At 35.0% G+C, this 13,058-nt stretch carries 14 protein-coding genes and 2 tRNA genes; 10 read left to right on the top strand and 6 right to left on the bottom strand.

The genetic code is table 11. From position 1 onward, the window contains the following. Positions 1 to 5 precede the first annotated feature (5 nt). Entirely contained in the window at positions 6 to 1,076 is a 1,071-nt protein-coding gene (locus tag OZP07_RS00940; RefSeq protein ID WP_281636951.1) for an NADH:flavin oxidoreductase/NADH oxidase, read from the bottom strand. A gap of 354 nt (positions 1,077 to 1,430) precedes the next feature. On the opposite strand from OZP07_RS00940, the gene rseP reads away from it, so the two are divergent. The 4 genes from rseP (at position 1,431) to OZP07_RS00920 (ending at position 4,980) form a co-directional block, all read left to right on the top strand. After that, entirely contained in the window at positions 1,431 to 2,768 is a 1,338-nt protein-coding gene (gene rseP / locus OZP07_RS00935) for an RIP metalloprotease RseP (RefSeq protein WP_194640510.1), read from the top strand. 82 nt (positions 2,769 to 2,850) lie between these two features. Continuing rightward, positions 2,851 to 2,924 (top strand) — tRNA-Asn (locus OZP07_RS00930). A 38-nt stretch (positions 2,925 to 2,962) separates the two neighbouring features. After that, positions 2,963 to 3,036 (top strand) — tRNA-Asn (locus OZP07_RS00925). 402 nt (positions 3,037 to 3,438) lie between these two features. After that, the gene (locus OZP07_RS00920; RefSeq protein WP_281636950.1) at positions 3,439 to 4,980 is read left to right on the top strand and encodes a peroxidase, FMP-type; all 1,542 of its coding nucleotides are present in this window, start codon (positions 3,439 to 3,441) and stop codon (positions 4,978 to 4,980) included. Positions 4,981 to 5,075: 95 nt separating this feature from the next. On the opposite strand, the gene OZP07_RS00915 is transcribed toward OZP07_RS00920, so the two are convergent. Together OZP07_RS00915 and OZP07_RS00910 are read right to left on the bottom strand one after the other, a co-directional pair. Then, a complete protein-coding gene (locus OZP07_RS00915; protein ID WP_281636949.1) occupies positions 5,076 to 5,210 on the bottom strand; it encodes a DUF559 domain-containing protein in 135 nt (44 codons plus the stop codon). A gap of 60 nt (positions 5,211 to 5,270) precedes the next feature. Further along, complete coding sequence (locus OZP07_RS00910) at positions 5,271 to 5,486, bottom strand: PDDEXK family nuclease (RefSeq protein WP_281636948.1); 216 nt, start codon at positions 5,484 to 5,486, stop codon at positions 5,271 to 5,273. A 409-nt stretch (positions 5,487 to 5,895) separates the two neighbouring features. On the opposite strand from OZP07_RS00910, the gene OZP07_RS00905 reads away from it, so the two are divergent. From OZP07_RS00905 to OZP07_RS00885, 5 genes are all read left to right on the top strand, one after another. Next, on the top strand, positions 5,896 to 7,332 hold the full coding sequence (locus tag OZP07_RS00905) for a circularly permuted type 2 ATP-grasp protein (RefSeq protein ID WP_281636947.1): 1,437 nt from the start codon (positions 5,896 to 5,898) through the stop codon (positions 7,330 to 7,332). Positions 7,333 to 7,362: 30 nt separating this feature from the next. Next, the gene (locus tag OZP07_RS00900) at positions 7,363 to 7,746 is read left to right on the top strand and encodes a hypothetical protein (RefSeq protein WP_281636946.1); all 384 of its coding nucleotides are present in this window, start codon (positions 7,363 to 7,365) and stop codon (positions 7,744 to 7,746) included. A gap of 58 nt (positions 7,747 to 7,804) precedes the next feature. Then, the gene (locus OZP07_RS00895; RefSeq protein WP_281636945.1) at positions 7,805 to 7,981 is read left to right on the top strand and encodes a hypothetical protein; all 177 of its coding nucleotides are present in this window, start codon (positions 7,805 to 7,807) and stop codon (positions 7,979 to 7,981) included. A 125-nt stretch (positions 7,982 to 8,106) separates the two neighbouring features. Next, positions 8,107 to 9,060, top strand: coding sequence for an alpha-E domain-containing protein (locus OZP07_RS00890; protein WP_281636944.1), 954 nt, complete (start codon positions 8,107 to 8,109; stop codon positions 9,058 to 9,060). 6 nt (positions 9,061 to 9,066) lie between these two features. Beyond that, positions 9,067 to 10,008: a transglutaminase family protein gene (locus tag OZP07_RS00885; RefSeq protein WP_281636943.1), complete on the top strand. Its 942-nt coding sequence runs from the start codon at positions 9,067 to 9,069 to the stop codon at positions 10,006 to 10,008. An 18-nt stretch (positions 10,009 to 10,026) separates the two neighbouring features. Here OZP07_RS00885 and dinB read toward each other — a convergent pair whose 3' ends face one another. After that, on the bottom strand, positions 10,027 to 11,109 hold the full coding sequence (gene dinB, locus OZP07_RS00880; RefSeq protein WP_281636942.1) for a DNA polymerase IV: 1,083 nt from the start codon (positions 11,107 to 11,109) through the stop codon (positions 10,027 to 10,029). 356 nt (positions 11,110 to 11,465) lie between these two features. Between dinB and OZP07_RS00875 the strand changes: the two genes are divergently transcribed. Continuing rightward, a complete protein-coding gene (locus OZP07_RS00875) occupies positions 11,466 to 11,942 on the top strand; it encodes a CYTH domain-containing protein (protein WP_281636941.1) in 477 nt (158 codons plus the stop codon). Positions 11,943 to 11,974: 32 nt separating this feature from the next. On the opposite strand, the gene OZP07_RS00870 is transcribed toward OZP07_RS00875, so the two are convergent. Both OZP07_RS00870 and OZP07_RS00865 read right to left on the bottom strand, forming a co-directional pair. Next, entirely contained in the window at positions 11,975 to 12,469 is a 495-nt protein-coding gene (locus tag OZP07_RS00870; RefSeq protein ID WP_194640518.1) for a septal ring lytic transglycosylase RlpA family protein, read from the bottom strand. Between the two features lie 81 nt (positions 12,470 to 12,550). Beyond that, entirely contained in the window at positions 12,551 to 12,973 is a 423-nt protein-coding gene (locus OZP07_RS00865; protein WP_281636940.1) for a hypothetical protein, read from the bottom strand. Between the last annotated feature and the right edge of the window lie 85 nt (positions 12,974 to 13,058).

Raw genomic sequence — 13,058 nt, 5'->3', positions numbered from 1 at the left:
ATTACTTATTGCTTTTTTGCTCGTTCGTATTGTTTCGGCCATTGAACATCAACTCCTAATTCACGGGCAAAATCCAAGCCTATATTTGGGTTTCTTAATGACTCTCTGGCAAACAAAACTAAATCTGCTTTACCGCTTGCTACAATATCTTCAGCCTGTTGCGAAGTAGTAATCAAACCAACGGCTCCTGTCATTATTTTGGATTCCTTTTTTATTTGCTCGGCAAAAGGAACTTGGTAACTTGGTCCTAAAATAATCTGCTGATGCGACACCAATCCGCCTGAAGATACATCTATTAAGTCGACTCCCTTTTCTTTTAAGATTTTGGATAATTCAATAGATTCTTCGACATTCCATCCGCCTTCAGCCCAATCGCTAGCGGAGATTCGTACAAGTAATGGTAATTCTTTCGGCCATTCTGATTGTACTGCTTTGAGAATTTCTAGTGTAAATCGGATTCGGTTTTCAAAACTGCCTCCGTATTCATCAGTTCTTGTATTTGTTAAAGGAGACAAAAACTGGTGCAGTAAATAACCGTGTGCTCCATGAATTTCCAATACTTGATAACCTGCAACAACTGCTCTTCGGGTGGCCAGTTTGAAATCGGTGATTACTTTTTGAATGCCTTCTTTGTCCAAGGCTGTAGGAGCCGGCACATTGTCATGATAACCAATAGCACTTGGAGCAAAAGTTTCCCACCCGCCTTGATTTTGAGCTAGTTTTTTATTACCGTACCAAGGTGATGAAACACTGGCTTTTCGGCCGGCATGAGCGAGTTGAATTCCGGGAACGGAGTCCTGACTGATAATAAATTTGGTGATTTTTTTTAACTTTTTGATGTGGTCATCGCTCCATAAACCCAAATCGGAGGGAGAAATTCTGGCTTCGGGAGAAACGGCTGTCGCTTCCTGAATGATTAAACCCGCACCTCCTGTGGCACGGCTTCCAAGATGTACTAAGTGCCAATTGTTGGCAAAACCCTCATCGGCGGAATACTGGCACATTGGGGAAATTGCTATTCTGTTTTTGAGCGTGATACTCTTTATTTGCAGTGGAGAAAATAATTGTGATGCCATAAATGAAATTATAGTTAGTACTTAAACCTGAATTTAATTGTAATTGTAGATACTGGCAAAAAGGCAGTATGTTTATCTTTAGCCCCGATCGAAGTGGAAATCCTTTTTATTTTTTCTTTAAAAATAAAAAGATTGTAACGAAGAGCGGGAACCATTATTCCTAAAATGCCAAATCTTTCAGCTCCTAAAAAAATATAAGAGCCCAGTTGTAACAAAGTTATTGCACTAACGCCAAATTAAAAATGAAAAATACATTAATTAACAAAGTTTTAAAGCGATACCAAAAAATATTGCGTAATTAATAAAATAGAAAACAGTACTTTTGTCCGTCATTAAAGAACCGAAAATTAAAAAATGGAAATAGTTATCAAGCTTTCTCAATTTTTATTGAGCTTATCATTACTTATTATACTTCACGAATTAGGGCATTTCCTTCCCGCCAAAGCATTTAAAACCAGAGTTGAAAAATTTTATTTATTTTTTGACGTAAAATATTCACTGTTTAAAAAGAAAATTGGTGAAACCGAATACGGAATCGGATGGCTGCCTCTTGGTGGTTACGTGAAAATATCGGGAATGATTGACGAAAGCATGGACAAAGAACAAATGGCCCTGCCTGCACAGCCTTGGGAATTTCGTTCTAAACCGGCTTGGCAGCGTTTGATTATTATGCTGGGCGGGGTAACAGTAAACTTTATACTGGCTTTCATTATATATATAGGTATGGCTTTTGTTTATGGGGATTCCTACATTGCGAATGCTGATATGAAAGACGGTCTTTTGATAGAAAATAAAGCCTTGATAAATGCAGGATTTAAAACTGGGGACAAAGTTGTTGCTGTTGACGGTGAAAAAATTCTAAAGTTTGACAGCGATATGCCTATGAAAGTCTTGACTGCAAAACAAGTTTTGATTGAAAGAAACGGTGCAGAGCAAACGATAAAAATGCCAATCGATTTGGTAGATAAATTATCGAAAGAAGAAAAAGGATCATTGTTTTCTATTAGAATGCCATTTGTTATTTCGGATGTTTCATCATCACAAAATAAACAATTGAAGGAAAAAGACATTATGCAGACATTAAATGGCAAACCAGCCAGATATTATGATGAAGTCACTTCAATTTTAAAGGAAAATAAAGGAAAAACACTATCAGCAACGGTTTTACGAGACAATAAAGTAGTTCCAATTGAGGTGAAGGTTACCAAGGAAGGTAAACTGGGCGTTATGCTAAATCTTGATTTGGATTCTCTAAAAAAATTAGGTCTATTTAAAGTTACTAAAATAGAATATAGCTTTGCTGAATCAATTCCTGCAGGATTGAAAAGAGGAAAAGATCAATTCTTAGGATATGGGAAACAATTAAAAATGATGTTCAATCCAGAAACCAAAGCTTATAAACAAGTAGGCGGTTTTCATGCTATTTACAAAGCTTTTCCAGACACATGGAGTTGGGAAATTTTCTGGAAATTAACAGCATTTTTATCTATTGCCCTTGGTGTAATGAACTTATTGCCTATTCCTGCGCTTGATGGCGGTCATGTAATGTTTTTATTGTTTGAAATCGTAAGCGGTAAAAAACCAAGCGACAAATTCCTTGAAAATGCCCAAATGGTTGGTTTTGTACTTCTTATCTCATTGCTTTTGTTTGCTAATGGGAATGATATTTACAAGGCAATCGCAGGCAAATAAAAATATTTAAAAAAAGAGTGAAAATATTTTTGGAGAATTAAAAATTCGACTATATTTGCACTCGCTAAAAAGAGCAACAACTTCCTCCTTAGCTCAGTTGGTTAGAGCATCTGACTGTTAATCAGAGGGTCCTTGGTTCGAGCCCAAGAGGGGGAGCAAACTTTTTTAGCAAACATACATACCTTTAAGGTGATTCCTCCTTAGCTCAGTTGGTTAGAGCATCTGACTGTTAATCAGAGGGTCCTTGGTTCGAGCCCAAGAGGGGGAGCAAAAAAGACTATCAGAAATGATGGTCTTTTTTTTGTTTATAATTGAACGAAAAAAAAATTACCTCCAAATTCATATCCTAAAAACAGATACTTAATATCATAGTTAATCAAATACAGTTCCAATTTTTTTTCTCTAAACTCGGAATTGAAATACATTAAGTCTACAAATTTAGCATCCAATTTTTCAAATACGACAGAAGCCTAATATTGAACATCTGATTAAAAAACATATTCTCATGGTCAAATATCAAGCTTTTATAACATTTTTTCATATTGCAGCCCTATTATTTCAACAATTTTGAATTATCCAATGACTAGAACAATTTCAGCCCTATAAATTATTCGGCTGATAAAACAGAACCTAGTCTTTGAATACACTATTAATTCTAAAAAATAATATCATGTTAAAACGTAAAGACTTTGCTGATGAGATAAATTTACCTCAAGTAGCCAAAAATTTGGATATAAACAAAAAGGAAGCATTATTTGAAACTGCCCAAGACAGCACAGGTATATTAGAAAATCTGATGTCAGGATATACAAAACTTGTAATTGAAGATCCTATAAGGCCATTCAATGAAGACAAACTACAACAAGTAGTAAACAATGTGGATTATGGTATTTTAAATGCATTAGAAGGTACATGGGTCAGCTACAACCACAATGGACAAAATAATAATAAATCAATCGGAAGCGGCATCCATACTACCATTCTGCCTTCTCCAGGAACAAGCCAAGGCACCATTCCTGGGAAATATAGTTTTGCATGTGAGGAATATATAGAAAAACTAACTTTTGACTTAGTCGAAGGAGGAGTTCGCAATCGTGGGGGTGCAAACGAACAATTTTGCGGTGCGGTAAAGTACGAACAAAGCATTAAAAGCGTAAATAAGGTATCAGACGAAAATTCCTTAAAATACACCCCAATCCACGAAGAAAACGGAATGTATTTATGGCTTAGTGATGTGTTCAATTATGCAGCTACCAATAAAACGATTACAGAAGACCGCGGTATTCATCCGATAGCACCAAATAATCCAAATAAAGATTTATATAAAAGCGGTTTCCAAGATGAAACACTTTTCTTGATTGTAAATGATAAAGGTGAAAAAGAATATGTAACTCTGGAGAATTTAAACGGACGGGAATATCTTGAAATTATTGCAGCCAAAGAGCTTAAATCCGGAGCTGGCCAGACAGGACCATATTTTATACCTGATTATTCTATTTCCCGAAGTGGGGTAATTCCACATGGAAGCACAATAACTTTATTGGGAGATTTGGTTCAATTAGGACCAACGTTTTTGAATGAAGGCTCTCCACAATTTCCTAAAGGTGATGCAGCCTGGAAATACGACCATCTTTCGATTTCAAGAACTATGGGTGGAGCCGGTGCAAGTGAAACTCATCCCATAAATCTTGACAAACCAGCACCAGCATGGGTGTTTGAAGATCTTAACGATGAAAATGATCCAGGAGAAAATAAAATTTATACACAACGGATACTGGCCCATCCTTTATATCCTTATTCCGTGAGACCAGATTTACGCCTTCGCGACAACAACACTGGAGAAAATATAAAAAATTATGTACTTATTCAGATGTCATCCAAAAACAAAACGGGAGCACAAGGAGGTATTTTAAATATTCCTTTTGTAAATCGATTTGTTCCCACAGTGGAAATGAACATGAAAATGTGGATTGAAACGGTTGTAGAAGACGGAAAGGAAATCCTTCAGCTGCAATACGAACAAATCATATTTTTTGAATTTGATTTTGGAGATGACGGTGGCACGACAAGCTGGCCACACATACAGGTAAATACGCTTCGTAAAATTGAAGATGTTTCCTTGGATCAGAGACGTTTAATAGAGGAACAGTTTTGCTCAAATAAAACTAAATCTTCTGCACAGGCTTCAGGATGTCCTTATCATAAAGAATAAAAAAAAGCCACAGTGTTTTTTGTGTTGAAACACTGTGGCTTTTTTGGTATTTACCAATTACTGATTTAACTAAATAACGTTCAATGTAATAAGTTTTACTTGCTATCAAGCACCATTTTTATTATTGACAAACAAGTATCCAAATCTTTATTTATCTCATTAGTCCAAAAGCGAAGCACTGTCCATCCATTTTCTGTGAGGAATTTGTTAACCTCTAAATCTCGTTCCATATTACGGACAATCTTCTTATGCCAAAACTCGGCATTTGTTTGAGGCTTCTTGATGGTTTCTCAATCTTTGCAATGGAAAAACTCGCTGTCTACAAATATTGCAATCTTCCTTGTTTTGAATGTAATGTCTGGTCTGCCAAAAACAGTCTTATTGTTTTTGCGGTAACGGTATCCTAAATGCCACAAAGCTTTCTGAATCCTTATTTCAGGTTTTGTTCCCGTGCTTTTTATGGCACGCATAATCTTTGAACGCTGTTGTGGAGTCACGATATCCATTTGAAAAGTATTTTTTTGGATTAACCAAAATTACAATACTTTCAAAAAAACATGTTTCAAGATACGGCAGTAAAAATTCAACATTATAACATACAAGTAAATAATATACTTCCTGTTTCATTTCTCTTGTTTCCTGGTAAAAACATTGGTCCCAAAAATATATTCCATTCGTTTATTAAAACAAAAGATCTTCTGGTTTCCAAAACTTTATAATGCGAATTCTAAAAAAAATGCAATCAAAAAAATTAGAATTATTAAAAAAAAACAGCTTAAAACACAAAACAACATAAATTAAAAAATAATCACACAAATATCATTTTTACTAATAATAATTTAATAACTTAGACCAAAGACTAGGCAAAATAGACCCTTTTACACAAAATTGTTAATTATTTAATACTAGGGAAATATGATGAAACTGATGCCGCAATTAAACCCAAAAGGCTGGGACGAAATGTTCTCTAATGAAGGAGTAAGAAATTCTTATACTCAAGTACTGCATACTCTGCAAAACTTAAGTCAGGAAAATTTAAATGACAAACAGCTGCAAGCTTCAGATTTATTCATGAACCAAGGGATAACATTTACTGTTTACAGTGATGACAACCAAGGAATAGAACGAATTTTCCCCTTTGACATTATTCCCAGAATCATCACAAAAGCGGAATGGAGCGAAGTAGAAGCAGGAATCAAACAGCGGTTAAAAGCACTTAATTTATTTTTGGAAGATGTTTATAACGGACAGCATATTATAAAAGCAGGAGTAATTCCCGCTTCATTAGTTGCCTCGTGCCCACATTATATACAAGAAGTTCACGGAATAAAAGTGCCTCACAATATACACGTCCATATCGCTGGAATCGACTTAATACGCGGTGCCAAAGGAGAATTCTATGTTCTGGAAGACAATCTCAGATGCCCAAGCGGTGTAAGCTATATGCTGGAAAATAGAGAAATTACAAAACGTATTTTCCCTGACATGCTTGCAACCAATAAAGTAAGCACTGTTGGAAACTATCCAAATATTTTCCACAACATATTGATTTCGCTTTCACCTCGAAATGTATCTAAACCCAATGTGGTGCTGCTTACGCCTGGCGTTTATAATTCGGCATACTATGAACATACTTTTCTGGCAAGACAAATGGGAATTCCGCTTGTAGAAGGAAGGGATCTAGTGGTTAATAACAATAAAGTCTATATGAAAACCACTTCGGGCTTACAGCAGGTGGATGTGATTTACAGACGTCTGGATGATGATTATCTCGATCCATTGGTTTTTAAACCCGAAAGTACACTGGGAGTCCCAGGACTAATCAGCGCCTATCGTCACGGAAATGTAGCTCTGGTAAATGCTGTAGGCAATGGTGTTGCCGATGACAAGGCTGTCTATGCTTATGTTCCGGATATGATAAAATATTATCTCAACGAAGAACCCATTCTTAAAAATGTTCCAACATACCAAATGGAAAACCCAGAAGAAAGAGAACTAGTATTTGCCGACATGGAAAATATGGTAATCAAAGAAACCAATGGAAGCGGCGGATACGGAATGATTATGGGAAACAAAGCAACACAAGAAGAACTTGAAAATGGAAAAACTGCCATTCTTGCAAACCCTAGAAATTTTATAGCACAACCTATTATTCAGCTTAGCACTGTCCCATGTTTAATCGACGGCCAATTGAAATTACGCCATGTTGATTTAAGACCTTACGCTTTATGCGGACCCAATGGAGTAGAAATTGTACCTGGAGGCCTTACTCGAGTCGCACTAACCGAAGGTTCATTGGTCGTAAATTCTTCGCAGGGAGGAGGGAGTAAAGACACTTGGATCATAAAGTAATTTCGTTTTAATTTTTTAAAATGAATCAAAATGGAAAAGAATACAACAAACACAGAAAAAAAAGACAAAACAATGTTTGCCTTTTTACCAGAGATGGTTATTGAACATATAAATCATCCTGAACCAAAAAAAATTAAAGTCATCACTAATGATGCAAAAGATGATGAAACCTCAAATGCAACATTATCACAAAATATAGTTTTTGATCCTCTTGCAGATCCTTTTGACGGAATAAATATAGAAATAGAACCGCGCAAAAAAAAAGCAAAAAAAGCAAAAAAAATAAAAAAGCAGAAAATAAAGTTTACTGAAACGGTAACTGTACCAAAATTGGAAACTATCACAACCACCACTTCAGAAAATAAAATCATAGAATTTGTAAAGAAAATCAAATGCAGCTTTTTTAATTTTTAAACAGCAATAAACCAAAACAGTATTTCAATATAAATTATAACCAATAAATTTTTTATCTATGAAAACAATTATGACAAGCGGAGCTACAAACGGGATGTTTTTACTCAACACAGAAACCTCAATCATTTCAAATCATTCGATGAAAAAAGAAATAACAGTTAAAATGGAATCGCATAATCCAATTATAGAATCCATTATCGAAACTATAGTCGAACCGATTATATACAAATGCTAAAGCAAAGGATTGGTTTTAGCTTAATTTTCTTCTGATGAATCTAGTTTGAAACATCAGAAGAAAATACAATCATACGATTTCTAAAAATCTAACGCAATTTATCCCAATTTTAAAAATCGATTCTAATGAAAGCAAATATGCTAAGCCGTGTTGCAGACGGAATGTTCTGGCTCAACAGATATATGGAAAGAACTGATGGCATGCTGCTTACTCTTAACACAAGTTACATACTGTCATTTGACAAAGAAACCGATGATTGTCAAGGTTACAAACCCCTGTTAAACTATTACACCAATTTAACGTACAATCAGATAGAAGAAGTACAAAACGATACTGCCTTTATTTTAAAATATATTATTTGTGACAGTCAAAATCACAATTCGGTTAAAAATCTGGTTGTAAAAGCACGTGAAAATGCAAGAGGATCACAGGATAAAATTACCAAAGAACTTTGGGAGCATATCAATTCGCTCTACCATTATATGAATTCACCCGATCTTCCTAGAAAACTGGAAAGCTCTGACGCTTTAAAGGTTGTAAACAAACTTAATAAAGAACTATTGCTTTACAACGGTATTTTCCATGTTACAATGCCTAGAGGACTTGGCTGGAGTTTTTCGAATATTGGAAAACTAATTGAACGATGTCTGCAGACTATTTCCATGACGCAGGCCTATTATATTCCTATCAATTACAATCTGGACGGAAACGAAGATGTAATGTACTGGAAAAGGCTCTTGCTTTCATTATCTGGCTATGAACTGTATCTGAAGAGCTACAGCAACATTAAACATAACCGAAAAATAGTTGAACATGTTATTTTTAATTATGATTTTGCACATTCTGTAATTTTTACATTGGACTTGATCAATAAATATTTGGACAACCTTGTAAAAGACAGCGAAATAAGTGAAGCCCGAACATTGTACAATCAATTTGGAAGGTTAAAAAGCTACATCGTTTATACGGATTATCATCACATGACCAACAAACAATTAGAAGAGGTTTTAGAAACTACCAAAACACAGCTCAATCAGTTTTCTGTCGATTTTTCAAAATTATTTTTCTCCTATACTTAACATTTTATGGCAATATTTAAAATAACACATATCACTAAATATCAATACAGCTTGCCTATAAAAGAAAGTATAAACGAAATCCGTTTATTTCCTCATCATTTTAAGGATCAGGAAGTACTTGACCATCAGCTCTTGATTTCACATGATCCCGAAATAGCTTATTTTAGAGATTATTACGGCAACCTAGCCGCTAATTTCAATAATCTGGAATCTCATAATGAAATGGCTATCGAATCCCGAATGACTGTCAAGGTAAACCATTCGCTCAAAATTCCCGAAATCGATGCCATTACTGTAAAAGATTTAGAAGAAGAAAAAAATAACGACATCACCTTATTAAGACTCAGCTATCCCGAAACGATCACAAAACAACAGGATATAGACACTGTTTTGGCAGGTTTTGATCTCGCCAACAGCTCAATTATTACCGTTGCCCAGTTGTGCAATGAATATATATTTAACCATTTTACCTATACCAAAGGAATCACCAATATAGAAACAACTATAGATGAAATTTTGGAGTTAAAAAAAGGTGTCTGCCAGGATTTTGCTCACATCTTACTGCAGTTTTTAAGAACTGCCGGAATTCCTTCCCGATATGTAAGCGGTTATGTATGCCCCAACGAAAGCGGGCTAAGAGGTGAAGGTGCCACACATGCCTGGGTCGAAATTTATTCCCCAATCCAAGGCTGGCTTGGACTGGATCCGACCAATAATATCTGGACAATGGACAACCATGTTAAACTATCTGTGGGCAGAAATTTTTATGATTGTACTTTAATCAAAGGGACTTTCAAAGGATTAGCAAGACAAACCCTGTCCGTTAGTGTTTCAATAGGATACGAAGACGGGCGTCATTATGAAGAAATGAATGATGTTCAGCTCGAAAAAATCCCGCAGGAAATAAACGAGCAGATAAGTTATATCGAACAGCAGCAACAGCAATAAAGAAATTCACAGCTTCGGCTAGAAATCAAATTTAAGCTGTACCACAATTGTTTTCTTGATTTCAGTATTCAAATTGCTCAAAGAAATACCTAACAGCCGTACCGAATCCTTCATTCTTTCCTGATACAATAACTCTTTGACTGTTTCAAAAATCAATGATTTATCAGAAATAAAATAAGGCATGGTTTTACTGCGCGTCTGCTGGGTAAAATCGCTGTATTTGATTTTGAGAGTGACTGTTTTTCCTGAAATTTTATGCTTTTTTAAACGGCGTTCCAGTTCAGATGCTATTTTCTCGAGTTTTTCCACCATAAATATCTCTGAAGAAAGGTTGCTGTCAAAAGTGTATTCGGCCGCAACCGATTTGGCGATACGATTGGATTTAACTTCACTGTTGTGAATGCCCCTCACTACATTATAATAAAAACTTCCCGATTTGCCAAAGTGCTTTTCTAGAAATTCGATAGGTCTGTTTTTAAGATCCAAACCGCTAAAAATACCAAGCTGAAACATTTTTTCGGCCGTGACTTTCCCTACTCCATAAAATTTTTGAATAGGCAGCTGTTCTAAAAAAGCAATAACTTCATCAGGATTAACCGTTTTCTGCCCATTTGGCTTATTATAATCACTTGCTATTTTGGCAACAAATTTATTAACCGAAATCCCAGCCGAAGCTGTTAAACCGACTTCATTAAATATCCGCATCCTAATTTCCTGTGCCAATAATGTAGCACTGGGATTTCCTTTTTTATTTTTGGTTACATCCAAATAAGCTTCATCCAGAGATAAAGGTTCTATCAAATCTGTATAATCTTGGAAAATCTTATGTATTTTTTTTGAAATTTCTCTGTACCGATCAAAACGGGGTCTTACAAAGATAAGTTCAGGACAGTTTTTTTTGGCCAAAACACCGCTTATAGCACTCCGAACGCCAAACTTCCGAGCTTCATAACTTGCTGCCGAAACTACTCCGCGGTTTTCTTCACCTCCAACAGCAATAGGCTTTCCACGCAATTCAGGATTATCCATCTGCTCCACCGATGCATAAAACGCATCCATATCGATGTGTATAATCTTTCTATGTGGAATTGGTTCTGGCATATCACAAATTTAGAAACGTTTTAAACGAAATAGAATGATAAAACTGTTAAAAAATAAATGAATACCTTTGAGCTTTTACACGGCATTCGCATTTAAAAAAGATAAACACGAATTTCACCAATTAACACTAATTCTTATCAAAATTGAAACCGAATTTTACAATTTTTTACAGTTTTGAATATTTTGTGTAATTAAACAGCAGCCTTAATTCTGTAATTCGTGTCAGAAACTTTTAAAAGCGAATGCTCTGGAACTTTTACTAGTCCAGATGCAAAATTGCTTTCGCAATTACCTTTTTATTTTAAAAAAAAAGACATAGTGTACAGCTGGATAAAACTCCTAAAAAAATATTCAAAATGATAGAAATAGAAAGAAAATTTTTGGTTACATCAGACGCATTTAAGGCAGAAGCTTTTGCTCAGAACCGAATAAAGCAAGGCTATTTGAGTTCTGTTCCCGAAAGAACTGTTCGGGTACGTATAAAAGGCAGTAAAGGTTTTTTGACTATAAAAGGAATTTCTAATGAATCTGGCATGTCACGTTTTGAATGGGAAAAAGAGATTCCTGCAGCCGATGCCGAAAAATTATTGCTATTATGCGAAACAGGCGTAATCGACAAAACCCGATTTGAAGTAAAATCGGGCAGTCATATTATAGAAATTGATGAATTTTATGGTGAGAACGAAGGTTTAATTATGGCCGAAATCGAATTAAGGTCAGAAACTGAATCTTTCAAAAAACCAATCTGGCTGGATAAAGATGTTACCAGTGACAAAAGATATTACAATGCTTATTTGAGCAAAAATCCGTTTAAAAGCTGGCTGCATCCTTAGTAATTAGTTTTTCATAAATCACTAAAAAACTATCATTTTCGTAACTCTTCAATTTTTACGATTACGGCTCCGCTGCTTTTATTGGATGCAATTTCCATAAAAGCTCTTTTGCTTAAGTCGATTTCTCTTCCTCTTGCAAAAGGACCTCTGTCAATTACCTCCACAATTACAGATTTACCATTGGCTTCATTGGTAATCCGCAGTTTGGTTCCAAAGGGGAATTTTCGATGTGCAGCTGATAACTTTTGGTTATCAAACCGTTTTCCGCTGGCCGTTTTTTTACCATTAAATTTATCATGGTAATAAGAGGCGTGGGCATCTTTTTTAAAAAATACAAACTTTCCAGTTTCAACAATTACAGTATCTGGGGCGATAGCAACTGGTTCAATAACTTTTTCTGCAACTTTTACAGTTTTTTTTACAGTGTCTTTATTAATGGAAAATTTTTTGCTTGTAATAATAGTACTTTGACTGCTTACTACCCAAACATTGGCTAGTAAAAATGAAAGTGTGATTATTTTTTTCATTTATAGTTTATTAGGTGAAACTTTGAAAGGCAAAAAAAATATGGGTAAAAAAAAATCCTTTTCAGGATTTTTAAATTTGGTTTATAACCACAATGACCAAGGAATCCTGCTTAAAATAAGCAACAATCCTAAACCATAAAAAATAGAAAAGGTTTTAAATTTTGATTCGCTTGAAGTTAATTTTTTATGTTTTGACCAGCCAATTGTAATTAGGGCGACTGCAATTAAGTTGATCAGCGGGTGTTCTAAAGAAGTTAAGCGTAAAGCTTTGTCAGACATTTGTCCAAAAGATGCCAATCCTAGCGGAGAAACAAAATAAAGTATTATACCAGCTAGTAATTGAACATGTATTCCAATTAATCCGAATAAGCCAATTTTTCTGTCTTTTGGGGTAAATTCTTTTTTGGATGACATTCCTATTATAGCATTAACAACTGCAATAACAAGAACTAACAATGCAATATAAGCCCAGCCTGAGTGAAATTTTTGTAAAATATTATACATAAAAAGTTTTTTAATTTAAACAAATATAACAAAAAAAGCATAAAAAAACCACGTTTTGCAACGTGGTTTTAAAATCTAGCCATTC

Origin of the sequence: Flavobacterium marginilacus, assembly GCF_026870155.1 — a bacterium.
Classification (GTDB): domain Bacteria; phylum Bacteroidota; class Bacteroidia; order Flavobacteriales; family Flavobacteriaceae; genus Flavobacterium; species Flavobacterium marginilacus.
The sequence above is the reverse complement of the archived record's forward strand: the minus strand, read 5'-3'. Positions and strand labels throughout refer to the sequence as shown.